Genomic DNA, 25,433 nt, shown 5'->3' with positions numbered 1-25,433 from the left:
AATTACAAACGAACATATCCTGTAGAAAATTTGAGAAACGAAGGTGCCGATGGCCACCGTTGCGAAACTTGTCAAACAGCGGATCCAGGAAGAGCTTGACGATCTGACACGGTCAGAACGGCAGCTGGCCTCGGTACTTTTGCAGGATTACCCGATGACCGGCTTGCAATCGATCACCAAGCTGGCCGCTGCGGCGCAGGTCTCGACCCCGACGGTCATACGTATGGCACGCAAGCTGGGTTTCGACGGTTTTCCCGCCCTGCAGGACGCCCTGCGAGAAGAGGTTGCGGCACAGATCAAAAAGCCGATCTCGAAACGGGATGCCTGGGTTGTGGATGACGAGGCGGAACATCCCACAACGCGGTTTGCGCAGGCCGTTTGGACAAATATGCGCCACACGCTGGAACGTCTGGACAAAGAGATGTTCGACACCGTTGCCCAGCTTCTGGCAAACACGGATCGCCATCTTTACGTCGTGGGCGGGCGTATCACACGTTCAAATGCGGACTATCTGTTCAATCACATGCAGATTATTCGACCCAATGTGACGATGCTGGGCAATTCGGCAAACGTTTGGCCGCAGTACCTGCTTGATATGGATGAAACCTCGGTTCTGGTGATTTTTGATATCCGCCGATACGAGGCCTATCTCGAGAAACTGGCGCAGGTCGCGTCCAACCGCGGTGTGACGGTTATCCTGTTCACCGACCAATGGGGATCACCGATAGGCAAGACCGCCAATTACACCTTTCACGCACTGGTCGAGGCACCATCCAGCTGGGATTCAACAATTGCATTGCAGCTGATATCGGAAACCCTGATCGCTGAAGTGCAAGAGGCACGGTGGGAAGAAAGCAAGGAACGCATTGAGGAACTTGAGCGGTTTTTCTCCTCGACGCGGATATTCCGCAGTCACGATTGAAGGCCGTACATCCACCGGGAAATATCACGGTTTTGGTCGCGCGAATTTTCACACTTCCCGCTTGACGCGCCCCGGCGCATGACTTAACCAGCGCAAACCATTTGCGGGTATAGCTTAATGGTAAAGCCCCTGCCTTCCAAGCAGGCTATGTCGGTTCGATTCCGTCTACCCGCTCCAATCCCCACTGATTTCTGCGTCAAATGGCCCTTATGGCTGGCTGTTTTTGGCAGGAATGCTTGACCGGAACGACGGCTGAGGCCAAGAAAGCGTTCACTTTGTAGCGTTCAATTCACAAGGGCCGGACATGGCAAGACAGACCGCCAATAAACCAGCACAATCAGCGGCTCCTGGCGCTAGCGAAGAGCGGGCCCGCTCAAGGAAAATCGGGGTGCTGGGGTCGCTCTGGCCCTTTATGAAGCCTTACAGGTTATTGATGATCGGGGCGACACTGGCGCTGATCCTGACGGCCAGTATGACGCTGACCCTGCCACTGGCCGTGCGACGCGTTGTCGACAATTTCCGCATTCAGGACGGTGAATTGCTGGACTGGTACTTTTTGGCAGCGTTGGGCATTGCCGCTGTTCTGGCTGCGGGAACCGGTATCAGATATGCGTTGGTCACACGGCTGGGGGAACGTGTGGTTGCCGATATCCGCAAGGCTGTGTTCGATCGCGTGATCGGCATGAGCCCCGAATTCTACGAACGTATCATGACCGGTGAAGTGCTGAGCAGGATCACCACTGACACGACCCTCATCCAATCGGTTCTTGGCTCATCTGTTTCCATCGCGCTGCGCAATATGCTGATGTTTATCGGCGGGCTGGTTCTGATGCTGTTGACCTCGGCCAAGCTGACCGGGCTTGTCTTGCTGCTTATCCCCGTGGTGGTGGTGCCGATATTGATTCTGGGTCGGCGTTTGCGCGTGATCAGCCGTGAAAACCAGGATTGGATTGCGGCGTCATCCGGAAACGCGGGCGAGGCATTGGGGGCGGTACAGACGGTGCAGGCCTTTACCCACGAGCAAGCCAGTCGCCAGCAATTCGATGAGATGACCGAGATGTCCTATACTGTTTCACTGCGTCGGATTCAGACCCGTGCAGTGCTGACGGTGATTGTGATCTTTCTGGTTTTTTCAGGTATCGTCGGCGTTCTGTGGATGGGTGCAAATGACGTACGCAACGGTGTGATGACCGAAGGCGTTCTGATTCAATTCGTGATCTACTCGATCATCATGGCGGGTTCTGTTGCGGCCCTGTCCGAGATTTGGAGCGAGCTTCAGCGTGCCGCCGGAGCCACCGAGCGTCTTGTCGAGTTGCTGAATGCCGAAGATACGGTTTCCGACCCCGTTAACCCCGCTCCTTTGCCAAAGGACGTCCGGGGCGAAATACGGTTCGAAGATGTCAGTTTTCGCTATCCCGCGCGCCCCGATACAATCGCGCTGGATCACTTGTCGCTTCAGGTAAACCCGGGCGAGACCGTTGCCTTTGTCGGGCCGTCAGGGGCGGGCAAGACGACGATCATTCAATTGATTCAACGGTTTTATGACCCGAACTCAGGCCGGGTGATGTTGGATGGCCATGATCTGCGGGAATTGGATCGCACAGATTTCCGGAAGTATATGTCTTTGGTGCCTCAGGATCCGGTGATCTTTGCCGCCTCAGCCCGCGAAAACATTCGCTTCGGTCGTCTGGACGCAACGGATGCCGAAGTAGAAGCCGCAGCCCGTGCCGCCATCGCACATGATTTCATTGCCGCCTTGCCCGATGGGTATGACAGTTTTGTCGGCGAACGCGGTGTCATGCTGTCGGGTGGGCAAAAACAGCGTATCGCAATCGCCCGTGCCATTTTACGCGACGCACCCGTGCTGCTGCTGGACGAGGCAACGTCGGCCCTTGATGCGGAGAGTGAGCGAGCGGTGCAGGGCGCCGTGGATCAGATGCGTGCCGGCCGCACGACCCTGATTGTTGCGCACAGATTGGCGACCGTAAAGAAAGCCGACCGTATTGTCGTGCTGGAAGAAGGCCGTATCGTGGCGCAGGGCAGCCATGATGATCTGGTGTCCCAAGATGGGCTATATGCGCGCCTTGCACGACTGCAGTTCACAGATGGCGTTGCGGCAGAATAGGAGTGACGCTCGGGCATTTGTGAATTCGCCGTAGCGTCATTCTACATTTTACCCCCTTTGAAGGCTAAGGCCTCGCTTGCGCGAGGGTTGTTTTGCTTCCATCTTGGTTGCGAACAACAAGCTCGTGCAAAAACACGGGAGAAAAACGGGAGGAACCACATGGCCTTTGTGGGATTGGAAGACAAGACGCGCATGGAACAGGAAATGTCGTGGGAGGATCGGGATCTGCCTGTCACCTTCCATCAGCTCCTGTCGCGCACGGCGGGGAAGTTCCCGAACCACAATGCCATCAGTTTTCAGCTTTTTTCTGGCCCCAATGACAAAGCCGAAACCCTGACCTGGTCTGAACTTCTGGGCAAGGTCAATCAGGCGGCAAACCTGTTTCGTGCGCTGGGTGTGGGTGAAAAAGACGTGGTGGCCTATGTGCTGCCAAACTGTAACGAAACACTGATTACCATGATGGGCGGTGCAGTTGCGGGGATTGTGAACCCGATCAATCCGTTGCTGGAGCCCGAACAGATTGCGGCGATCCTGCGCGAGACAGGTGCCAAAGTGGTTGTTACGTTAAAGTCTTTCCCGAAAACGGATGTTGCCCAGAAGGTGGAAGAGGCGGTGCGCCACGCGCCCAAGGTCAACACCATTCTGGAAATTGACCTGAATCGGTACCTGACGCCGCCCAAATCGTGGCTGGTTCCCTTCCTGCGCCCCAAGATGGGCGAAAAGGAAAAACTGGCACATGCGGACTACAAGAGTTTCAACAAGGAACTTGCCAAGCAACCAACGACGCTGACATTCGAGGACAGCAAGGATGATCGCGTTGCTTGTTTCTTCCACACCGGTGGGACCACCGGGATGCCCAAGGTGGCGCAACACAAATACTCGGGCCTGATCTACAACGGCTGGCTGGGCAACACGCTGTTGTTTGACGAGAATGACGTCATCATGTGCCCGCTGCCGATGTTCCACGTCTTTGCAGTGCATGTGATCGTGATGGCCGCCGTGTCGTCGGGTGCGCATGTGATATTCCCGACACCTGCAGGTTATCGCGGTGACGGTGTGTTCGACAATTTCTGGAAGCTGATCGAGCGCTGGAAGGTGAGCTTTATCATCACAGTTCCAACCGCGATATCAGCCAAGATGCAACGCCCGGTGGACGCAGACATCTCAAGCGTGAAAACCGCCTTTTCGGGTTCGGCGCCACTGCCGGTGGAGTTGTTCCGCCGCTTCGAAGAGGCGACGGGCGTCACCATCGTCGAAGGCTACGGCCTGACCGAGGCCACCTGTCTGGTCTCATGCAACCCCGTGGATGGCGAGAAAAAGATCGGTTCGATCGGTATTCCGTTCCCTTATACGGATGTCAAAATCCTGCTGGATGGACCAGATGGGCCGACGGAGTGCGGCACTGATCAGATTGGTGAGATCTGCATCTCGAACCCCGGTGTGTACGCAGGCAACACGTATACTGAGGCCGACAAGAACATTGGTCTTTATCACTTTGACAAATACCTGCGTACGGGCGATCTGGGGCGGTTTGACGAAGACGGCTACCTTTGGATCACTGGTCGCGCCAAGGACCTGATCATTCGCGGTGGTCACAATATCGATCCTGCCGAAATCGAAGAGGCGCTGCTGGGTCACAATGCGGTTGCCTTCGCGGGGGCGATCGGCCAGCCGGACGCGCATTCGGGCGAAGTGCCCTGCGCCTATGTCGAATTGGTCGATGGGGCGTCGGTCACTGAAAATGAGCTGCTGGAATATTGCAAGGTTCACGTGCATGAGCGTGCCGCGCAACCCAAGCATATCACCATTCTTGATGAGTTGCCGAAAACTGCGGTCGGCAAGGTGTTCAAGCCGGACCTGCGCAAACAGGCCATCACCCGCATATACAATGGCGCTCTTGAAGCTGCGGGCCTCGCTTCGCGGGTTGTTCTGGTGATCGACGATAAGAAGCGTGGCCTTGTCGCGCAGCTTGACGCGAACGGATCTTCGGAAGACGATGTCGCGAAAGTCCTGGGCGCATATACCCGACCCTGGGAGTGGTCCGAATAAGTTGGAGGAACAATGGACTATGAACGCCTGATCGACGAAGAAACCTGGGCGTTCATACGCCGCACGGCTGAAAGCTATCCCGATGATGCGGTCGATTTGTCCATCGAGGACCAGCGTCGCGTCTATGACGCGATGTGCAAGAAATTTCGCCAACCGCGCCCTGCCGGTGTCGAAACTCAGGACCTGTACGCCGATGGGGTGCCGGTCCGCCATTATACATCCGGGCAACCGACCCGAACGGTCGTCTATTTCCACGGCGGCGGGTTTGTTGTTGGCGGGTTGGACAGCCATGATGATGTCTGTGCCGAGTTCTGTGCCCAAACGGGATACCGCGTCGTTTCAGTTGACTACAGGCTGTGCCCTGAACATGTGCATCCGGCGCAGTTCCAGGATTGCTGGACGGCTGTGAAATGGGCGGTGGTGGAGTATGGCGACCCGCTTGTCCTGGCCGGGGATAGTGCGGGAGGAAATCTGGCAGCATCTATCGCCCACCATGCGCGCGGGCGGCTGGACAATATACTGGGGCAGGTGCTGATCTACCCCGGTTTTGGCGGAGACCAATCGCGCGGTTCATATCTTGAGCACGCCCATGCTCCTTTACTGACACTGGACGATATTAAATTCTACGAAACCGTCCGATACGCAGGTACCCCGCCTCAGGGCGATCCGACTTACGCGCCCTTACAGGACAATGATTTCTCGGAACTGCCGCCTACTGTTGTGATTACCGCTGATTGTGATCCGCTCCGTGATGACGGGAAGGTCTATTGCGAGCGGATCAGTGCAGCTGGTGGTCTGGCCCATTGGATCAACGAACCTGGCCTTGTCCATGGGTACCTGCGCGCGCGAACCTCGGTAAAGCGCGCAGCAGACAGTTTCGAACGGATCTCGATCGCAATCGAAGCGCTTGGGCAAGAAATCTGGCCCTACGACTGACGCCAGCCAGTTACTTCAGGAACGGCTTAGCCTTCATCGTCTCTGCGAGGGGCGCACCCAAACGGTTCAGAATGGTCGGGGCCAATTGGACCTGATCTATCACGGTTTCAGCGTCAGGCCCGTCGGCATCACCGAAGTAATACAGCGCGGTTTCCTGTTGCAGTGGGCTGCGCCCACCGTGGTGTCCGCGCTCGTCCTGACCGTGATCGGCGGTGACGATCACCTCATACCCTAGTTGGCGCCAGCGTGGGATGAACGGGGCCAGCATCTCGTCTGCAACAAAACAGGCATGATCCATTTCCTCGCAGTCGTGATAGAAACGGTGACCCATGCTGTCCAGTGTGCAGGTGTGCAGGATGCCATAGTCCAACCCAAAGCGCAGACACAGATTGGTCAGGGTCGCAAACAGATCGACGTCGGACGGGGTCATCTGATTGTCTTTGCCGTAACCGGTCATGCTGTGAAAGCGACCGTGATTGATGGTCTGGCTCTCTGGCTCGTCATATTCGACGTCGCGGACATAGTCGAACGGGTGACGGTTGAAGAACTGCGACCAAAAACTGTGCGTTACTGCCCCAGTCACGCCGCCGGCCTCACGTACCTGGCTAAAGATATCCTTGTGGCTCAGGCGAAAAACGTTGCCGTTTCCGGTGCAGCCGTGTTCTTGCGGGGTTACGCCCGTATGGATCGATGCATAGCAACTGGCCGAAGTTGAAGGCAGCACCGCGCGGTGCTGCCACACCCGAGCTTCGCCGCTGTCGACCCAACCTTCCAGGTTGCCGAACAGGCGGCGGAAGTTCCGGTATGGTACTCCGTCCAGGATGATCAATAGTAGTTTACGGTCCATGGTTCGGCCTTTTGATCTGAGTATTTCATGCGGACGATACGCGAGTTGAAACCATGCGCCTGCCAAATCGCGTCCCAAATAATAAATTCCCGACGTCAGCCAAGATGCAAAACGCCGGGAATCCATTTCTTCAAAGTGATGTTACAGGCGCAGAGATCAGTTCCCCGCGCTTTCCATTTTGCGATGGGCAACGACCTCTTCCAGCCAGCCCAGATGCATCTCGGGCACCGAGCTCAGCAGAAGGTCTGTATAGTCGTCGAATGGCGGGCTGAGCACCTGGCTCTTTGGGCCATAGCGCGCCACGCGTCCCTGATACATCACCGCGATGCTGTCGCTGATCGCCCGAACCGTCGCCAGATCGTGGGTGATAAACAGGTAGGCCACATCCTCGATCTTCTGCAAATCCAGCAGCAGCTTGAGGATACCGTCCGCCACAAGCGGGTCGAGTGCCGATGTCACCTCGTCGCAGATGATCATCTTGGGCTTGGCCGCCAAAGACCGCGCGATACAAACGCGCTGCTTCTGGCCACCGGACAACTCGGCTGGGTAACGGTCGATGAACTTCTCGCCCAACTCGATCTCGTCCAGCAACTCGACAACCCGTTTGCGTTTTTCGGCACCGCGCATGTTGAAGTAGAACTCCAGCGGGCGCCCGATGATCGTGCCGACGGTCTGGCGCGGGTTCATTGCCACGTCAGCCATCTGATAGATCATCTGCAACTCGCGCAGGTCCTCGCGGGATCGCCCGGCAAGATCAGGCGAAAGCTTGCGTCCGGCAAACGTAATCTCGCCATCGCGCGGCGGCAACAGGCCGGTGATCACCCGGGCGAGTGTCGACTTACCAGAACCGGATTCGCCCACAACTGCCAGCGTCTGCCCCGGATGAAGCTCGACATTGACGTTGTGCAGCACGTCGAAATTCAATCCCTTGTAGCGCGCGGTGATACCGTCAACGCTCAACAGCGGTTCCGCTGTGGGCTGTTTTTCCTCGTGCTCGATCGAACGGACCGAGACCAGAGCTTGCGTGTACTCTTCCTGCGGGTTGTTGATGATCTGATCGGTTGACCCGTATTCAATCGTATTTCCCATCCGCAGAACCATGATTTCGTCGCTGACCTGCGCCACGACCGCAAGGTCGTGCGTGATGTAAAGAGCAGCGACACCGGTATCGCGAATGGCTTCTTTGATCGCCATCAGCACGTCGATCTGCGTGGTCACATCCAGCGCCGTGGTAGGTTCATCGAACACCACCAGATCGGGTTCGGGGCACAGCGCCAGCGCAGTCATGCATCGCTGCAACTGTCCGCCTGAAACCTGGTGCGGGTAGCGGTCACCGATATTGTCCGGGTCGGGTAGGCCTAGTTTGGCAAACAGTTCCCGCGCGCGGCCTTCGGCCTCTCTTCGCGAAAACTTCTTGTGCTCGACCGCAGCTTCGACAACCTGATCCATGATCTTCTTGGCCGGGTTGAACGACGCGGCAGCGGATTGCGACACATACGCAACCTCACCCCCGCGCAGGTTGCGGATATCGCCATGTGACGATTTCAGGATATCGCGCCCATTTACCCAAACCTCGCCGCCGGTGATTTCAACACCACCCCGACCATAGGCCATGGAAGCGAGGCCGATGGTGGACTTACCGGCACCGGATTCTCCGATCAGCCCCAGCACCTTGCCGCGTTCGAGGTCAAAACTGACCCCGTGCACGATTTCGATGTCATGGGGTTTTTCACCCGGTGGGTAAACGGTTGCACCGATCTTGAGGTCACGGACCTTGAGAAGGGTATCACTCATCCCCGGCCTCCTTTCAGTGATGTGGTTCTGTTCAGGACCCAGTCAGCAACAAGGTTGACCGAGATTGCCAGCGTCGCGATGGCCACAGCCGGGTACAAAGCTGCGCCAATGCCATACACGATGCCATCCTTGTTTTCCTTCACGATGCCGCCCCAGTCGGCCAGCGGGGGCTGAACGCCCAGCCCCAGAAACGAAAGGGTCGAGATGAAGAGGACCATAAAGATGAACCGCAGCCCGAACTCGGCCACCAGCGGTGACAGGGCGTTCGGCAGGATTTCACGGAAGATGATCCAGGCACGGCCTTCGCCGCGCAATTTGGCGGCCTCGACATAATCCATCACGTTGATGTCGACAGCAACCGATCGCGACAGACGATACGGGCGTGTCGCGTCCAGAAGGCCCATCACCAGGATCAGGATCGGGACCGTCACTGGGACGATGGCAAGAATGACAAGTGCCAGGATCAGCGTCGGGATCGACATGACCAGGTCAACCGCCCGGCTGAGAACCTGATCAGCCCAACCGCCCAGAACCGCAGCCAGCAAACCCAGCGACGTGCCGGTTACAAAGCTGAGGATCGTAGCCGCAGCCGCAATGAAGATGGTGGTGCGCCCGCCGTAGATCATGCGTGTGAGCAGATCCCGACCGATATTGTCGGTGCCCAACAGATGTTCTGCGCTTGATGGCTCCCACACATCGCCAACCACTTCGGCCATACCGTAGGGCGCAATAAGCGGTGCAGCCAAGGCGACAAAGAAATAGAGACCTGTGAACAACAGACCGATCATTGCCGAAATTGGAATATTTTTCATCATTTCGGATGCCTCAGTCTTGGGTTGGCCAGGATCGATACGATATCGGCCACCATGTTCAGCCCGATATAGACGGCGGCAAAGACCACACCGCACGCCAGCACGACCGGCACGTCACGTTTGGTTACCGAGTCCACCAGGTATTGCCCCATGCCGGGATAAACGAACACCACTTCGACCACGACAACGCCCACGACCAGATAGGCCAGGTTCAGCATCACCACGTTTACAATGGGCGAGATCGCGTTCGGAAAGGCGTGTCGCGCAATGACCTGAAAGTTTGACAACCCCTTCAGTTCCGCCGTTTCGATATAGGCCGACTGCATCAGGTTGAGGATCGCCGCGCGGGTCATGCGCATCATCTGCGCCAAGACCACCAGCGTCAGCACGAAAGCGGGCAACGCGATCGCATTGAGTTTTTGCCCGAATGACATCGAGTCATTGATCATCGCAAGCGAGGAAAACCAGCCCAGCTTTACCGAGACATAGTAGATCACCACGTAGCCGATCAGAAATTCTGGTATCGACACTGTCGTAAGCGTGATGGCAGAGATCAGCTTGTCCGGCCAGCGGTTGCGGTAGCGGACTGCCAGCAAGCCCAGGAAGATGGCAAGCGGAACCGAAACCACGGCTGCGGCGCATGCCAGAAACAACGTGTTGCCCAACCGTTTGCCAATGCTTTCCGCAATGTCCAGCTTGTTGGTCAGGGACTGACCCAGATCACCTTGAACTATACCGCCCAGCCATTCGAAATAGCGGGTCAGGGCAGGCCGGTTCAGGCCCATTTCTTCGCGCAGGTTTGCAAGGGCCTCGGGGGTTGCGGACTGCCCCAGGACGGCTTGCGCTGCGTCTCCGGGAAGGGCTTCGGTCAGGCCAAAAATCAGGGCCGAAGCGCCAAACAGCAATAGGAGTCCCAGCGCTAAGCGCTGGGAAACCAGTTTGATGATAGGATGCATGATCCGTGGCCCGTTTTAGACGAACCACATTTTGCGGGACATGTTGCCGTTCATCATCTCTTGGTTCGGGTCTGATTCCCAACCATCCAGCTGATTACTGACGCCTTCAACAAAGTTGTTGAACATCGGGCAAATCAAGCCGCCTTCGTCGCGGACCATACGGCCCATCTGGCTATAGATGCCTTTGCGCTTCTCTGCATCCAACTCTGCACGCGCCGCAAACAACAGATCGTCAAAGGCCTGAACTTTGAAACGAGTGTCGTTCCAATCCGCAGTTGACAGGTAAGCGGTAGTATACATCTGGTCCTGTACAGGGCGACCACCCCAGTACGACGCACAGAAGGGCTGGACATTCCAGACTTCGGACCAGTAGCCATCGTTGGGCTCACGTTTGATTTCCAGTGGAATACCAGCTTGCGCAGCGGTTTGCTGGAACAAAGCTGCTGCGTCGACAGCACCTGGGAAGGCACCATCTGCAACACGCAGGATAATCGGCGAGCCATCGTGGCCGGACTTTTTGTAGTGCTCGGCTGCTTTTTCGATGCTGAATTCGCGCTGCTCGATTGTTTCGTCAAACAGTGGGTAGGCCGCGTTGATCGGCATATCATTACCGATCGAACCGTAGCCTCGCAGAACCTTGTCTACCAGGTCTGCCCGGTTGATGGCGTATTTCAGCGCGGTGCGCAGTTCATTGTTATCAAACGGTGCCGTGTCGCAATGCATGATGAAGACGTAGTGACCGCGACCAGCGGTTGAATGTACGGTCAGGTTGGGTGCGCGGCCCAACAGGTCGGCAACTTTGGGTTCCACGCGGTTGACCGCGTGGACCTGTCCGGATTGCAGGGCAGCGGTACGCGCAGTTGCGTCGTTGATGACGATGACTTCGACACTGTCGAAATTGCCGAAATCGCTGTTCCAGTGGTTTTCGTTCTTTGTAAACAAGTGACGCACACCGGGTTCGTCAACTTCCAATTTGTACGGTCCAGTCCCGATACCCGCTCCAGGATTATCCATACCGCCATCAGGCTGAATGATCAGGTGGTAATCGGCCATCAGATAGGGCAGGTCAGCGTTTGGTTCGGTCAGGGTGACCTGGAAGTTGTCGCCATCAGCTTTCATTGACTCAATGCCCTTCATGATGCCCAGGGCACCGGACTTGGAGTCTTCGTTCGAGTGGCGCTGCATGGTTTTCAGCACGTCTTCGCTGGTCATGGTCTTGCCGTTGTGGAATTCGACACCCTGACGCAGCTTGAAAGTCCAAACCTTGGCATCAGCGCTGCCTTCAACACTTTCCGCCAGACGAGGCTCGATCGAACCGTCCGGTGCAACTTCGACAAGCTGGTCACCAAACTGTTTGCCGTTCTGGAAGGGAACAGAGCTTGCATAGGTCGCCGGGTCCAGAGAGTTAGTGGATTCACCACCCTGAAGACCAAATTTCAAATCACCGCCCTTTTTCGGGCCAGCAGCCCGAGCGGCGTCTGCGAACATTGTGTTGGCCATCGCAGCCGAAACACCCAGCGCCGCGGCTTTCCCCATGAATTCGCGGCGGGTCATTTTTCCGGCTGTGACCTGACCGGCCATATGCGTGATTTGTTCGTTCATCGAGTATTCTCCCTATCGAGTGGTTTTAACCCTTTTCGGGTTTTTGTTGACGCATGAGTCAACGTTGACTTATTTCGGCGGACCGGGCAAGGATATTTCTCCTTGATGCCGAAGGCCGAAGCGCAAGTAACTTTGTTTGGCGCGATGCCCTTTCCACAAGAATATTATGATACAGTTCTGTTTCAGGCCAGTTTCCGGGCCTTTACGGTCTGGGGTGGTGTGATATGCGTCAGTTCATCCACGTATTGCGACAACCAAGTCCATGACATTGGTGCCAGTTGGCCCGGTTGTCAGCAAGGCTTGGGCTTTGTCCAAAAACGACCCGCTGTCAGCATTTATAAGCGCGGTCATCCCGCTGTCGTTCCATGTTGCACCGGTAATGATTCCCCCTGCCGCATTGGTCGGTCCGTCTGTGCCGTCCGTTCCGCCGACAACAACTGTCAGGTTTGGCTGCCCGGCAATCTCCTGCGCCAGCGCAAGTGCCAGTGCTTGGTTTCGTCCACCGCGCCCAGGGTGATCCGGCAAGACCACAGTCGGTTCCCCACCGAAGACCATCACGCCTTTTTCCATTCCGCGCAGCAGTTGGCCAAGATGTGCGGCGACCTTCAGATAGTCATCATGCAGCGCCTCTTCATTGGCCCAAACCTTTAGCCCAGCTGCTTCGGCGGCTTGCACAACCGCATTGCGGGCATGGGCGTTCGAGGCCACGATCCGCGTGGTGGCTCCAAATGTGTAGCTGGAAGGCAAAGCGCCGATACCCGATCCAATGACATTGAGGTCGTCGCCCGGTACGTCCGAGATGGCCAGAACAGTCGCGCGGGCGCCCGCAAAGTGTGACAGCAACCCCCCGCCTTTGATGCGGGACAGTTTGCGCCGCTCAGCGTTCATCGCACCGATATCCATCCCCTCTGAAAGCAACTTGCGGTTCAATGCTTCGAGATCGCTCAGTGATTTTCCGGGCAAAAGGTCTTCGGCCAGCGAAGATGCGCCACCCGACACCAGAAGCAGCACATGTGATCCGGGGTCCATCTGTTCCAGCGCCTTACGCAGAGCACGCCCGCCTTCAAGGCTGCGGTTGTCCGGAACCGGGTGCGAGGCTTCGATCACCTCGACAGTGTCCGGCAAGTCACGGCCGTGATCGTCCTTGGTCACAACAAGCGTGGGAACCGTGCCGAACCGCGCCAAGGCCGCCCGTGCCATGGCGGCGGCGGGCTTGCCTACGGCCAGAATACGGTCCGGTTTCGGGATGTCGTGCAGGGCGGCCTCGGTGGCGGTGTATCCATCAACGGCCTCAACCCCGGCGCGCCAAAGTTGAACGGCTTGCTTTTCAGTATCCATCAAGTCTCCACCCAGATTGTGACCGGTCCGTCGTTGACAAGTTCAACGGCCATGTCGGCCCCGAATTGTCCAGTTTCCACCGCTACACCTTGCGCAGCAAGGTAGTTTGCGAAGGTGTTATACAGATGCTCGCCCAGTTCGGGCGGTGCTGCAGTTGAAAACCCCGGCCTGTTACCGCTTGTTGTATCTGCCGCCAATGTAAACTGGCTGATCACCAAGGCTGACCCTTTTACATCCAGAAGCGAGCGGTTCATCTTGCCCGCATCGTCCTTGAAAATCCTGAGTCTGGCGGTTTTCCGGGCCAGTTTTTCAGCCTGGGCTTCGTCGTCCCCCTGCATGGCGCAGACAAGAATCAAAAGCCCCGGACCGGATGCGCCAATGACATTGCCATCGACCGATACTTTGGCTTGCGAAACTCTTTGCAGCAATGCGCGCACGCGGTTCCCCCCCTTGGCGATTATCTTGCCTGAGCGATGGTTTAGCCGCGCCAGTCGACAAAGTCACCCAGCGCGGCACGATCTGTGCGAAAGTTATTTGCGGGATGCTTTCTGTCTGAATACCCAAAGGAAATCGCGCACAGGATCAGACGGTCTTCCGGGATCTGAAAATATCTGTGCAGGAACGGGCCATACGCAGCTAATGCGGCCTGAGGAATGGTTGCCACGCCCAACGCCTGCGCTGCCAACGAGAAAGCCGTAACAAACCCTCCGCAATCCATTGCGCCATATGGTCCAAGTTCCGCCGGGCTTGAGACGATGGCGCAATGCGGTGCGTCGAACAGAGCGAAGTTGCGCATCATTTGTTGGGCCGATCCTGCCCGGTCCCCGCGTTCCACACCGACTGCTTCATACAGCGCCCAACCGCACGCGCGGCGGCGGTCTTGATAGACGCCGGAGTATGACGCGGGAAACGGAAGATCGGGGGCCGGTGCGCCTGTTTCAGCTTCGTTTTGCATCGCCGCACGGAACCTGTCGGTCTCTGTGCCGCTTGTGATTACCAATTGCCACGGCTGCGCGTTACACCAACTTGGGACCCGGGCCGCGCTGCCCACGATTTGTTCGATCTGCTCTTTTGGCACAGGATCGGGCAGGAAGGCCCGGCAGGAATGACGTTTCTCCAGAAGGTTATTCAGTTCTGCAAATGACACGGGCGCCTCGTTTCTACGTCTCGACCCTTAGGATGATCATGCCGTGCGTTTTGTACAAGTGGCTGTTATTGCTGCCCGTTAGCCACCAGATATCCGACAACCCCGGCAACCAGCAGGCCCAGAACAACGGCAATCGTGATCTTGATGGCGGACCAGGGGCGTTCCCCCTGAACCCGTCCGGTTCGGCCGTTCACCACAAATCGATAGGTCTGCCCGCGATATTTGTAGGCCGCCATCCAGATTGGCAGCAGAATATGTTTGAAGGTGACATCGCGCACCTCAGTGTCCACCGCGTGGATACGTTGCTTGTCGCCCCCAATATCGAAGCGAACATCCCGTTCGATCACGCGCGCCATATGCGCGCGGGCTTCGGTATAGCCCTCATTTAGTTCAACTGAATATGCCTCGGCGCGAAATCCGGCGAGGTATTCTGGCTGGTAAGGTTCAAGTGCCGGCAGATCCCAAGGCTGCAACGCGTCAGTGTAAGCCTTGGGCAACGACTGCGAAGCCTGCACCAGGACATCGTCAAAAAAACGCGCAACACGACCCGATTTGGGCGACCAGCGCACCTTTGGTACTTGTTGCTGAACCCGTTTACCATCCCGCATCACAGTGTGGGTTTCATAATAGATCACGCCGCGCTCACCACGGTAGTCGGATTTGGTGTCGGCATCAAAGGTCCAGTACGGCACATAAATGCCCTGCATCTTGCGGCCCTTGCGGGCATAGTCCTTCAACCCGTTGGGCGCGAACCATAACCGCCCCAGCCAATCGCTCATCGCCTTATGCGCCTCGCGCTCGTCGAAAGCAAAAGGCAGAACGCCCTTCGGCTTGATATGCCGGTTCACGCCGGTGTCGGTTACCACCGGCGTGGCACAGAACGGGCATTCCGCAGCGTGCGTGTTGGGGTCGAATTCAACCTGCGCTGCGCAGTTCGGACAGGACAGAACGCGGGTCTGTTCCAGCTCGCTGTCAGGCAGACGGTCCGCAATGGCCGCGTCAAAATCCAGTTCGCGCAGGCTGGCACCTTGCCACGGACCCGATCCGATAGGTTCGGAATGACCACAATGATCACATGTTAGCGTACCATTGCTAGGACTGAACCGGTAATCCGCGCCGCATTGCTGGCAGGGGAAGCGGTGCTCTGCAAGGTCAGGGGCGTGTGTCATACATTACCCAGAAGTGTCACGACAGATGGAGGAGTATCGCGTTTTGGTCAGGCCCCCGGCGGCGGCGGAGGCAGAATGGTGAACAGTTGTGCAAGTTCCTGCACGTCTCCGGCTTTCTTCCAGCCGTCCTGGCCCGCGGTCCATACATAGGTCTCGCGCGTTAGATCGCCTTCGCTGGCCATACGGCCCATTCTGGCCTTGGAAAACGGGCCGCTGGTCTGCCCATCCACGGCAATATGCCAAACATGCTCAACTGGTGGCGGGGGCGGCGGGGCCACATGGGCTGCCGGTCGTGGGGCAGCGGGGGCGGTCGATCCCCACGGGCCGCTTGGTTGGCCCGCTGCCATGTTCGACATCTGCTGTGCCATTGCCATGCCCATTCCCATGCCAAGACCCGCGCCCATGCCACCGCCCTGGCTTGGGTTGCTGGCCGCAGCCGTCATCGCCTCTGCTGCGGAATACTGTGTGAATTTGCCCAGATCTCCGGCCAATCCCATCGAGGTCCGCTTGTCCAATGCGGCCTCGACCGCAGGCGGAAGCGAGATGTTCTCGATGTAGAATTCAGGCATCTCCAGCCCATAGCCTTCCAGCACTGGGGAAACTTCGGCCGCGATCAATTTGCCCAGATCAGCCGTGTTCGCTGCCATGTCCAACACAGGAATGCCAGATCCCGAAATAACGCGGCTGAACTCCTGCACAATGATGTTGCGCACCTGAAAGCTGATCTCGCTCATGGTGAATTCGCCGTCAGTTCCGACGATTTCCACAAGGAATCTGGCCGGGTCTTTGACCCGAACGGTATAGGTGCCATAAGCGCGAATGCGGGTCGGACCAAACTCGGGGTCGCGCAGCATGATCGGGTTCTTGGTCCCCCATTTCAGGTCGTTGAACCGGGTCGTGTTGACGAAGTAGATCTCGGACTTGAACGGCGACTGAAAGCCATGATCCCAGTGCTGCAATGTGGTCAGGATCGGCATGTTGTTGGTCTCAAGCATATAGAGACCTGGCGTGAACACATCTGCCAATTGCCCTTCGTGCACAAATACAGCCGCCTGACCTTCGCGCACCGTCAGCTTGGCACCGTATTTGATTTCATGGCCTTCACGCTCGAACCGCCAGACCATGGTGTCGCGAGTGTCGTCAACCCAATGGATGACGTCAATGAATTCTCCGGTCAGAAAATCGAATATTCCCATTTGGGTTCTCCTGTCCTTGGGGTCAGAGCGGCTGCCCCATCAATTCCCGGGCAATGACATGCACGATGGGGCGGGCCTGATCGACTGTCACGCCGGGCTCAAGCCGCTTATCATAAAGCATTGTCAGCAGTTTTTCGTCATGGCTCGTCAGCAGGGCAAACTCGTCATCATCATTGAAGATCGATGGGCGCGCTGCCGGGCTATCGTTAGACAATCCCAGCCCCTGTGCGATTTCTTCGTGGATACAACTGCGACGGACCAGATCAGTCAATTCGGCCCGGATCAACGCAACGGCGCGCACATATTTGTACGGAGACGCCGTTGTCGCCGAGGCAAAAACAAAACAATCGAAATTCGATCTCGGATTTGCGGCCAGATCAAGCGAAGCCTGACTGATATTCGGGATCAGCTGTTTCAGTCGTGACACCACATAGGTGCTGTCGTCCTTGCCCGCGAAGAAGACGTGGAAATTTGCGTTTCGGGAGACCACGGAAATCGGATGATCCGTCAGCCTCGCCAGGCGCGAGGCAAAGGATTGAACCCGTTCCGCATCCTGTTCCCGTACAACAGGCAGCACGGAAGGCCCAAACTCAGTCTGGATGCGCACCGGTCCCGACCACCGGCTGAGCTGCCCGTCTGTCTGGCGCGACCCGATGGAAACGTTTTGGGTCGGATATTCGCTGTAGAACGCAATCGCTTCGAAATTTCGCGCCAGATCCTGGGCGTCATAGGGCGTATCGGGCCCGCCCCCGTCTGTCCGCAATAACCCCCGCACCAAGAGGTCGCGTTCGACACGCTGGTAAAACCGCGCCAGATCCTGACTTGCGGCAGAGGGCGGTACATAGGCATTCGCCGCAACAGAAACAGGCGCCGGGCGCGCTTGCGGCGCAATCGAGGATGTCAGTGTTTCATCGCAATTGGCCAAAGCCAAAAACGCCGCCATCCCCAGCGCCTTTTTCAGATATGTAATATCCCGCACGCCCAGTTCAGCCTCAGCCGGGGACAGCGGTTCCGGCGTTGTCGCCGGTCCCGTCTCGTCGCGCCTTGGCGGATGCCAGAGTGTCGCGCAGTTCCGCCTCCATCTTCTGCAACTCGGCCTCAGCGGCAGCACGTTTGGCTTTTCCTTCATCCGCAATGGCCAGGCTTTCGTTGATGGTGCCGATCAGGTCTGCGTTGGCCTTTTTGACAGCTTCGATATCGAACACGCCGCGTTCCATTTCCTCGCGGATCATCTTGTTCGACTGACGCAGATTGGCAGCATTCGAAGTCAAAAGCTCGTTGGTCAAATCGTTGGCGTCGCGCACCGCGGCGGCAGCTTCGGCGCTGCGCTGAATGGTGACGGCCTGTGCCAGTTGCGTTTCCCACAGCGGCACGGTGTTCACCAGCGTCGAGTTGATCTTCGTGACCAGCGACTTGTCGTTCTCCTGCACCAGTCGGATCGACGGCAGCGACTGCATCGTGACTTGACGGGTCAGTTTCAGATCGTGCACGCGGCGCTCCAGATCGTCACGCGCGGCGCGCATGTCCCGCAGTTCCTGCGCTTTCATCACCTGTTCTTCTTCTGGCGCGGCCTGAACGGCGGCTTCCCTTTCGGGGATGTCATGGCTGTCCAACTCGGTCAGCTTTTCTTCACCCGCTGCGATGTACAGCGCCAGTTCATCGTAAAAACCCAGAGTTTTCTCGTACAGCAGGTCCAGCGATTTGATGTCCTTGAGCAGTGTATGCTCATGTCCCAGAAGATCGTCGGTAATGCGGTCGATCTGCTCCTGAACTTCTTCAAACTGAGCGGTAAATTTCGCAAATGGTGCGGCTCTGCCCAGCAGCCTTTCCCACCAGCTACGCTCGCGGCGCACGTCCAGCTCACTGACCGAAAATCCGCGGATCGTGGTCACGATATTGCGCAGGCTGTCGCCTGCCGGGCCAACATCCTTGTTGCGCACATCCGCAAGCATGGCCTGACTGATTTCCTGCAATTCGGCCTGAGCGGAAGACCCGAAAGCAACAATCGAGTTGGTGTTGCCCATGTCGATCTCGTCCATGCGCTTGCGGATCTCGGCACTCACGGGTTCATCGGCTTCTTCAAGCGAGATAACCTCGGCCTTTGGTTCGGGCAGGGCAACTGCGGTGACTTCCTGCACCAGTGTTTCGGCCTGAGCCGCCTTGTTCTTGATCTCATCGGACATGGGGATGTTCCTCGCTCAAATAATGGCCGGTCAGTCCAACCGGACGCCTTCGCGCTGCAGTCTTTCGCGCAGCACGTCGATTTCGACCGTCAGATCACTGCGGTCATCCAATAGCATTTTCCGCGTACGCGCGGCAAAATTCTGTTCCAGATCATCCAGCAAGGCGACATAGTCTGTCATCGCCTGGGCATCACGGGTCCGGGCGTAAACATCGGCAAACTTGACCGTCGCATCACGCGCGCCCTGTAGATAAACCGTCATGTATTTTCGCGCGCCCGCCAGATCGCGGGGGTCTTCCTCGACCGTTCGAAAAAGGTCACGTGCGGTGTCCTGAAACCGTTCCAAACGGGCTTCGATCCGGCGATCACCCGCGCGTTTGATGGCGTCCGTCATCTCGGAAAGACGGTTTTCCGCATCCTCAACGACCCGGGCAACGCGATCTTGCTGAAAGGTGTCAATTCCTTCCATGCCCTTGTTCTTCATCGGATCAAACCCGAAGGAGGCCGAATGCAGCACGGTTGCTGCAGCGCCGAACAAGACGGGGGCAAGCAGGCTGACTTGCGATGACGTTTCCGCATTCAGAAACTCGGTCCGGTAGGACGCAAGAGCGGCGCCCAGACCTGTCAGAAGGCTGGCAAAGATTTTACGGGGAAACGCAGGCCGGCGGGCAGCCTTACGGGCGTTAAACGCGGCTTCGGCCCGCAGACCTTCGCGCAGCAAGAACGCAGCTGCCGTCAGCAGGCCAGCTGCGATCAGACCAATGGTCATGCCAATCGCGCCGTCGTTCAGCGACAGAAATACCAATGGGATGGCCGGTATGAACAGGACATTGGCACGCGCACCCGCAGGTTCGACCCGCGCGCCATCGAATTGCCCACGGGGCTGAAGAGTATCGCCGGACGTATCATCCTGAGGGCTGTATTTGCCGCCAAATCGCTTTGCCATGCGTTACAAGCCCCCAAGCACGCCTGTGCACACGCCAAACAAAAGCACCAGCAATACGGCGTAGGCGAATTTTTGCACTCCGCTTCCGGACATCACGCTCCCCAAATAGCAGCAATCACAGAAAATTTAGGGGATACGCAGGCTTGGCGCTAGGGGGAAGGTTGCCGAACCTGCATCACTTGCGGGGATTCTTGCCGATGGGCGGGCGTTTTCTTTGTGGTCGCGTCGGACGTTTGGGGGCCGCTTCGGTTTTGGCATCCGAATCCAGCCCAAGTTGATCGCGCATAACGCGGCGGCGGATTTCTTCGACTTCTCCCGGCTTCAGATTGCCCAATTGGAACGGGCCGTATGAAACCCGCAACAAACGGTTCACACTAAAACCGATATCTTCCATGGCCCGACGGATTTCTCGGTTCTTTCCTTCGCGCAGACCGATGGTCAGCCAGGCATTGGCCCCTTGCTGGCGATCCAGCGTGACGGTCATCGGCTGGAACCGCTCTCCTTCAATCATCAGACCTTTGCGCAGAGGTTCGAAATCTTCGTCTTTCGGGCGTCCGTTTACCCGCACACGGTATTTGCGCAACCAGCCGGTCGCGGGCAGTTCAAGCTTGCGCTTTATAGCACCGTCATTAGTCAGCAGCAGCAGACCTTCGGAATTCAGGTCAAGCCGGCCAACGCTCATCACCCGAGGCATGTCTTCGGGCAGCTTGTCGAAAATCGTATCGCGCCCTTTTTCGTCGCGGGTTGTCGTAATCAGCCCAGCGGGCTTGTGATACAGCCACAAGCGCGAGGGTTCCGGTTCCGAGACCGGTTTGCCGTCGACCACGATCTTGTCTTTCGCCGTCACGTTCAGGGCGGGGCTGTCGATGGTCTTGCCATTCACGGCCACGCGGCCAGCTTCGATCATGCGCTCGGCCTCGCGCCGCGACGCGACGCCAGCGCGGGCCAGGACTTTGGCGATCCGGTCGCCGGGAGGAGGGGTCTTGTTCATGTCTGGGCCATACCCTATCCCGCGCGCTTGCGAAAGGCAGGTTTCTGATGCAGTCAGGGGCATGGTATTCAAATCGCATATGGAACAGGCGCTGCGTGAGGCGCGCGCAGCAGCGGATCGCGGCGAAGTGCCCGTTGGCGCGGTCATTGTCGGGCCGGATGGCTCTGTTGTGGCGGAGGCAGGAAACCGGACGCGTGAGTTGAACGATCCTACTGCGCATGCAGAAATCCTGGCTTTGCGCGCGGCCTGTGCCAATGCCGGATCTGAAAGACTGCCCGGACATGATATCTATGTCACACTGGAACCCTGCGCCATGTGTGCAGCAGCACTGGCGGCCGCGCGCATCCGGCGCGTTTACTATGGGGCGTCCGATCCCAAATCCGGCGGCGTGGCCCATGGCGCGCGGGTTTTTTCCCACCCGCAAGCGCATCACAAGCCCGAGGTCTATGACGGCATAGCCGCCAAAGAATGTGAAACCCTGCTGCTGGGTTTTTTCGCGGAAAAACGAATAGAAAAATGACCGTGATCTGACAGGACGGCCACTGTCAGTTCCAGTCCAGGCGATACACTGTCTGCTGCCCGCCGAACCCTTTCAGTGCGACCGATTTTGGCGAGCTAAATCTCAGACCGCCCTCCGGGTTGACCAGCAATCTGGTCACGTCGGTGACATGAATTTCATTCGGGCCACTTACGTCTGTCACGCGCGCCGCCTTATTGACGACGGACCCGAAGAAATCCTCGTCTTTCTGTATGACGTCGCCGGTATGAATTCCAATCCGCAGACCCAGAGGTGTTTCGGAATTTGCCAACGCGTTCTTTCTTTGCAGCTCGATTGCTGCCTGAATCGCATCCTGGACCGTCGGGAAGATCGACATCGTGCCATCCCCAAGGGATTTGACCAGCCGTCCCTGATGGGCTTGGATAAGGTGTTCAGCCAGATCAAAATGACCGGAAATAAGCTGGGCCCATTTTTTGTCACCCAAGTGCCGGGTGATATCTGACGACCCGACAATGTCAGTGAACATGACCGAAGCGGTTCCCTCGGTCTGATCCTGTGTGAACTCCTGTTTTGCGGCTTCGATCAGTGCATTCAACACCGAATGCTCGATGCCGATCTTTTCCATGTTCGAGGTCGGGTTAGACACATGCAGCTGCACCATTTTCCAGACGCCGTCTTCCAGATGCAGAACAAATGTAAAGCGGTGCCAGGCTGAATTGTCGTTCGAATGAAAGGTCAGCGTTGCTTCGCAAAATGCCCAGCCCACATCCCCACATTCAAAGGCTTCCAGCGAATGTTCCTGCCAGTCATAGTCCGGGATTTCGTTGGTGTGATCGGCGAAGCCACGGCGAAACACCTGCCCGGACCATGCCTCTTCATCCGCCGAGCCCTGATACCGCAGGTGTTCCGAGGATGACAGCATGTTGACCAGCACAGCCCGATCCTTGTCATGAACGGCTTGATTCCATCGCCGTACAACTGCGATCAGTTCCGGTGAAGGGACAATGTCGCTGGTCATATCATCCCTACAGCTTTATCGCCTGCATAACCTGCGGTTCGATGACGTCTACACCCGGCAAAGCACCTGCCAGCGCCTGAGCGGATTGCTCAAGAATCGGGAAGGTCTTGTAGTGGCAGGGAATTACCATCTTGAAGTTGAAGTATCTTTTGGCGGCGTAGGCGGCAGCTTTCATATCCATGGTGAAATGCCCGCCCGCTGACAGGATGCCGATATCGGGTTTGTAGTAATCCCCCATCCAGTCCATGTCGGCCATGATGTCGGTATCACCTGAAACATAAAGCATGCGCCCCTCGGCACTGATCATAAAGCCGACCTCGCTGCCGCCTGTGCGCAGGCCGTCCGGTGTCGAAAAGGTCGAGCTGTGAGAGGCCGGGACCATTGTTACCTTGACCCCGTTCAGGTTGACCGTGCCGCCCTTGTTGAAACCAATGGTCTCGATGCTTTCGGCTTCGGCCCAGTACCCCATCAGGTCATATTGTCCCACAACCGGAATCTTCAGGTGTTTGGCCAAAGGCAGAACGTCGACGACATGGTCAAAATGCGTATGGGTCAGAAGGATGTGGGTGGCGCCATCAACGGCGGCGTCATGCTGTTCCTCGGGCAAGACCGGGTTGCCGGTCAGCCAGGGGTCGATTAGCAGCACCTGTCCCTGGGTTTCGATACGGAAACTTCCATGGCCCAACCAGATAATGTTCATAATTATTTCCTCCCAATCATTCTGTTGGCGGCAGCCTAACATCGGATAAGTAAATTTCCATGGATTGGTTTCGTGAAATAGACGGGTACTGCGAGCGGCTATCTCCAGCCTACTGGGCCGAGCCCGTTAACGCGGTCACAAACGCTGCTTTTCTGATTTGCGCATGGGTCATGTGGAGGCGCGTGCGCAATCAGAACATGCCGCTGGCCAAGGTTTTGGTGGCGCTTCTGGCGATCATCGGGTTTGGCAGTTACCTGTTCCACACGCATGCGCAGGTATGGGCGGCTTTGGCGGATGTCGCGCCCATATTGTTGTTCATATTGGTCTATGTTTTTGCGGTGAATAAAGACATCTGGAGGATGCCTTTGGGGGTGGCGTTCGGGGGAATGCTTCTTTTTCTTCCCTATGCGACGGCTGCTGTCCCACTGTTCCAACATGTTCCGGGGCTTGGAGGGTCGGCGGTTTATGCGCCGGTCCCTTTTCTGATCCTGATCTATGCTGTTCTTTTGCGTGGCCGTGATCCGATTCTGGCCAAAGGACTGACAATCGGGGCGTTGATCCTGATCTTGTCGATTACCTTCCGTGCCCTCGATATGCGTTTCTGCGGCCAATGGCCGGTGGGGACACATTTCATGTGGCATCTCCTGAATGCCATTATGTTGGGCTGGATGATCGAAGTGTATCGAGCGGCCCTCATCAGGGGCCGCGTCACCCAAACTCGTGGATCATGAGCAAATGGCGCGGAGGCCTGTCGTGACCATCCTTCAGACTTATTATTCGGTCGATGAAACGGCGTTGGCCTTTTCTCAGTCTTGAAAGGCTGCGGCCAGATGATCCGGCAGGTCGAATTCGCTTAAAACCCGTGCGCGGCCCTCGGGCGACATCTTGCGGGCAGTCTTTTCAACAATGCTCTGGATTTTCTCGGCTGAGTGTTTCGCCGCAAAGGGCTGGAAATACCATTTCAGAAACACAAAGCAGATCACATCTTCCAGCGCCTGCACCTCTGCATCGCGTTTGATGCCTTGCTTGCGCAACATGCGACCCGCGGCTTCGGCCTGCTCAGCGTCATAGCCTTCTTGGGTCATCAAACTCATCACCACGTCCGCGTGATGCACACCTTGCGCCTTGCGCCAGGCCAGATAACCCGCCCGACCTTCCGGGAATTCATCGCGGGCAAGTTTCCACCGCTCCACATGTTGACCACGCGCTGCAATCTGCAAGGCTTCGGACGCGCCCGGAAACAGGCGGTCAAGCTCTGCGCTCATGCGCTCGCCGTAAAGCTGCGCTTCGGGGCGGCCATCATCGCGGTTGGGGTCATTTGCATTCGCCGCATCGATGGCATCCAGGACCGCTTGTTTTTGCGTGTTCATCAGCTGCTTCACTTGCTTGTCAGAACCGCAAGCGCCCTATGCAGTTCCATTTCGGTATTTGCAGCAATGCTAACGACTCGCTTTGGGCTGTGCACCCTCGAATATGCGCTTTGGCCGGGTCGGAGAGGGGAAATCCGACCCGGCCGTAACCTGCGCATCACTTTGCAGGTTTAACCTTGTCCTGAGTGACCGGTTCCGTCACGGGTGAGGGGAAGGTCAAAGTGCGTGTCAGGTTGCTTGTGTCGATACCCAGGGCCATGGCCGGTGCGGCCAAAAAGGTGGCGGACAAGACTGCGGCAATCATCAGGGGTTTCATGTTTTTCTCCGGTTTGCGTTGTGTCGCACAACTAGAAATGAACAGTACAGTTCAGTTTTCAAGGTCAATATTGAACTAATTAGTTTACTTTTTTGCATACCACTCATTCAGTTTTGAATGGCGGGTGTCATGCGGCGGAACTTAAACTCGGTACGGCCCATGGCGCAGCGGTCTTGCGACTGCCGCAACAGACAGGTAAACGCCCCATAACGTAGATGAGGGAAGCCGATGTCGATTGACCAAAGCACCGCCGCCAAAGTGGCCAAACTGGCCCGGATCAAGGTCGAGGATGACGCGCTGCCGGCGCTGGCATCCGAGTTCAACACCATCCTCGGGTTCATCGAACAGCTGAACGAAGTGGATGTCGAAGGTGTCGAGCCGATGGTCTCGGTCACACCGATGCGGCTGAAACGCCGCAAGGACGAGGTGACCGACGGCAACCAGCAGGGCAAGGTGCTGGCCAACGCCCCTGACGCCCGCGAAGGGTTCTTCGCAGTTCCCAAAGTGGTGGAGTAAGA

Annotated in this window: 25 protein-coding genes and 1 tRNA gene; 8 read left to right on the top strand and 18 right to left on the bottom strand. The window is 57.2% G+C overall.

The features are described from left to right. Positions 1-49: 49 nt before the first annotated feature. From AC2FPW_RS11590 to AC2FPW_RS11570, 5 genes are all read left to right on the top strand, one after another. On the top strand, positions 50-922 hold the full coding sequence (locus AC2FPW_RS11590; RefSeq protein WP_267364875.1) for a MurR/RpiR family transcriptional regulator: 873 nt from the start codon (positions 50-52) through the stop codon (positions 920-922). A 103-nt stretch (positions 923-1,025) separates the two neighbouring features. Then, a tRNA-Gly gene (locus AC2FPW_RS11585) sits at positions 1,026-1,099 on the top strand. A gap of 127 nt (positions 1,100-1,226) precedes the next feature. Further along, positions 1,227-3,047, top strand: coding sequence for an ABC transporter transmembrane domain-containing protein (locus tag AC2FPW_RS11580; RefSeq protein ID WP_480773135.1), 1,821 nt, complete (start codon positions 1,227-1,229; stop codon positions 3,045-3,047). 159 nt (positions 3,048-3,206) lie between these two features. Beyond that, entirely contained in the window at positions 3,207-5,096 is a 1,890-nt protein-coding gene (locus AC2FPW_RS11575; protein WP_496813790.1) for an acyl-CoA synthetase, read from the top strand. A gap of 12 nt (positions 5,097-5,108) precedes the next feature. After that, a complete protein-coding gene (locus tag AC2FPW_RS11570) occupies positions 5,109-6,032 on the top strand; it encodes an alpha/beta hydrolase (RefSeq protein ID WP_496813789.1) in 924 nt (307 codons plus the stop codon). 10 nt (positions 6,033-6,042) lie between these two features. Here the strand turns inward: AC2FPW_RS11570 and AC2FPW_RS11565 are convergent, their stop codons facing one another. The 14 genes from AC2FPW_RS11565 to AC2FPW_RS11500 all read right to left on the bottom strand — a co-directional run bounded on the left by AC2FPW_RS11565 (position 6,043) and on the right by AC2FPW_RS11500 (position 21,012). Beyond that, a complete protein-coding gene (locus AC2FPW_RS11565) occupies positions 6,043-6,879 on the bottom strand; it encodes an alkaline phosphatase family protein (RefSeq protein WP_496813788.1) in 837 nt (278 codons plus the stop codon). Between the two features lie 156 nt (positions 6,880-7,035). Further along, positions 7,036-8,673, bottom strand: a complete 1,638-nt coding sequence (locus AC2FPW_RS11560) for an ABC transporter ATP-binding protein (protein WP_496813787.1) — start codon at positions 8,671-8,673, stop codon at positions 7,036-7,038. Further along, positions 8,670-9,485 carry an ABC transporter permease gene (locus AC2FPW_RS11555; RefSeq protein ID WP_480831456.1) on the bottom strand — a complete coding sequence of 272 codons (816 nt, stop codon included), beginning with the start codon at positions 9,483-9,485 and terminating at the stop codon, positions 8,670-8,672. Before AC2FPW_RS11555 ends, AC2FPW_RS11560 begins: the two co-directional genes overlap by 4 nt. Further along, positions 9,485-10,441 (bottom strand): ABC transporter permease, encoded by a 957-nt coding sequence (locus AC2FPW_RS11550; RefSeq protein ID WP_209504642.1) that lies wholly within the window; start codon positions 10,439-10,441, stop codon positions 9,485-9,487. Before AC2FPW_RS11550 ends, AC2FPW_RS11555 begins: the two co-directional genes overlap by 1 nt. 15 nt (positions 10,442-10,456) lie before the next feature. Further along, on the bottom strand, positions 10,457-12,043 hold the full coding sequence (locus tag AC2FPW_RS11545) for an ABC transporter substrate-binding protein (protein WP_496813786.1): 1,587 nt from the start codon (positions 12,041-12,043) through the stop codon (positions 10,457-10,459). Between the two features lie 234 nt (positions 12,044-12,277). Next, entirely contained in the window at positions 12,278-13,381 is a 1,104-nt protein-coding gene (locus AC2FPW_RS11540) for a glycerate kinase type-2 family protein (RefSeq protein ID WP_496813784.1), read from the bottom strand. After that, a complete protein-coding gene (gene dtd, locus AC2FPW_RS11535; RefSeq protein ID WP_480475727.1) occupies positions 13,381-13,818 on the bottom strand; it encodes a D-aminoacyl-tRNA deacylase in 438 nt (145 codons plus the stop codon). Before dtd ends, AC2FPW_RS11540 begins: the two co-directional genes overlap by 1 nt. 41 nt (positions 13,819-13,859) lie before the next feature. Next, the gene (locus AC2FPW_RS11530) at positions 13,860-14,528 is read right to left on the bottom strand and encodes a nitroreductase (RefSeq protein ID WP_496813783.1); all 669 of its coding nucleotides are present in this window, start codon (positions 14,526-14,528) and stop codon (positions 13,860-13,862) included. A 65-nt stretch (positions 14,529-14,593) separates the two neighbouring features. Then, positions 14,594-15,697 carry a TFIIB-type zinc finger domain-containing protein gene (locus AC2FPW_RS11525; protein WP_496813782.1) on the bottom strand — a complete coding sequence of 368 codons (1,104 nt, stop codon included), beginning with the start codon at positions 15,695-15,697 and terminating at the stop codon, positions 14,594-14,596. 47 nt (positions 15,698-15,744) lie between these two features. After that, positions 15,745-16,893: an SPFH domain-containing protein gene (locus tag AC2FPW_RS11520; protein WP_496813781.1), complete on the bottom strand. Its 1,149-nt coding sequence runs from the start codon at positions 16,891-16,893 to the stop codon at positions 15,745-15,747. A 22-nt stretch (positions 16,894-16,915) separates the two neighbouring features. Continuing rightward, the gene (locus tag AC2FPW_RS11515) at positions 16,916-17,872 is read right to left on the bottom strand and encodes a DUF2927 domain-containing protein (RefSeq protein ID WP_496813780.1); all 957 of its coding nucleotides are present in this window, start codon (positions 17,870-17,872) and stop codon (positions 16,916-16,918) included. Positions 17,873-17,885: 13 nt separating this feature from the next. Further along, on the bottom strand, positions 17,886-19,076 hold the full coding sequence (locus AC2FPW_RS11510; RefSeq protein WP_480582816.1) for a toxic anion resistance protein: 1,191 nt from the start codon (positions 19,074-19,076) through the stop codon (positions 17,886-17,888). Between the two features lie 30 nt (positions 19,077-19,106). Further along, positions 19,107-20,021: a 5-bromo-4-chloroindolyl phosphate hydrolysis family protein gene (locus tag AC2FPW_RS11505; RefSeq protein WP_496813778.1), complete on the bottom strand. Its 915-nt coding sequence runs from the start codon at positions 20,019-20,021 to the stop codon at positions 19,107-19,109. Between the two features lie 175 nt (positions 20,022-20,196). Further along, positions 20,197-21,012, bottom strand: a complete 816-nt coding sequence (locus tag AC2FPW_RS11500) for a pseudouridine synthase (RefSeq protein ID WP_496813777.1) — start codon at positions 21,010-21,012, stop codon at positions 20,197-20,199. 61 nt (positions 21,013-21,073) lie between these two features. On the opposite strand from AC2FPW_RS11500, the gene AC2FPW_RS11495 reads away from it, so the two are divergent. After that, positions 21,074-21,532: a nucleoside deaminase gene (locus tag AC2FPW_RS11495; RefSeq protein WP_496813776.1), complete on the top strand. Its 459-nt coding sequence runs from the start codon at positions 21,074-21,076 to the stop codon at positions 21,530-21,532. A gap of 25 nt (positions 21,533-21,557) precedes the next feature. Here AC2FPW_RS11495 and AC2FPW_RS11490 read toward each other — a convergent pair whose 3' ends face one another. Next, the gene (locus AC2FPW_RS11490) at positions 21,558-22,529 is read right to left on the bottom strand and encodes an adenylate/guanylate cyclase domain-containing protein (RefSeq protein ID WP_496813774.1); all 972 of its coding nucleotides are present in this window, start codon (positions 22,527-22,529) and stop codon (positions 21,558-21,560) included. A gap of 7 nt (positions 22,530-22,536) precedes the next feature. Next, positions 22,537-23,229: a metal-dependent hydrolase gene (locus AC2FPW_RS11485; protein ID WP_496813773.1), complete on the bottom strand. Its 693-nt coding sequence runs from the start codon at positions 23,227-23,229 to the stop codon at positions 22,537-22,539. Positions 23,230-23,288: 59 nt separating this feature from the next. Here AC2FPW_RS11485 and AC2FPW_RS11480 point away from each other — a divergent pair, with 59 nt between their 5' ends. Next, positions 23,289-23,960 (top strand): ceramidase domain-containing protein, encoded by a 672-nt coding sequence (locus AC2FPW_RS11480; protein ID WP_480582833.1) that lies wholly within the window; start codon positions 23,289-23,291, stop codon positions 23,958-23,960. Between the two features lie 75 nt (positions 23,961-24,035). On the opposite strand, the gene AC2FPW_RS11475 is transcribed toward AC2FPW_RS11480, so the two are convergent. Both AC2FPW_RS11475 and AC2FPW_RS11470 read right to left on the bottom strand, forming a co-directional pair. After that, positions 24,036-24,599 (bottom strand): DUF4202 domain-containing protein, encoded by a 564-nt coding sequence (locus AC2FPW_RS11475; RefSeq protein ID WP_496813771.1) that lies wholly within the window; start codon positions 24,597-24,599, stop codon positions 24,036-24,038. A 157-nt stretch (positions 24,600-24,756) separates the two neighbouring features. Beyond that, complete coding sequence (locus tag AC2FPW_RS11470; protein ID WP_209504628.1) at positions 24,757-24,915, bottom strand: hypothetical protein; 159 nt, start codon at positions 24,913-24,915, stop codon at positions 24,757-24,759. A gap of 228 nt (positions 24,916-25,143) precedes the next feature. On the opposite strand from AC2FPW_RS11470, the gene gatC reads away from it, so the two are divergent. Further along, positions 25,144-25,431, top strand: coding sequence for an Asp-tRNA(Asn)/Glu-tRNA(Gln) amidotransferase subunit GatC (gatC, locus tag AC2FPW_RS11465; RefSeq protein WP_267365979.1), 288 nt, complete (start codon positions 25,144-25,146; stop codon positions 25,429-25,431). Positions 25,432-25,433 lie beyond the last annotated feature (2 nt).

It is taken from the genome of Ruegeria sp. SATB027, from assembly GCF_059613825.1.
The sequence above is the reverse complement of the archived record's forward strand: the minus strand, read 5'-3'. Positions and strand labels throughout refer to the sequence as shown.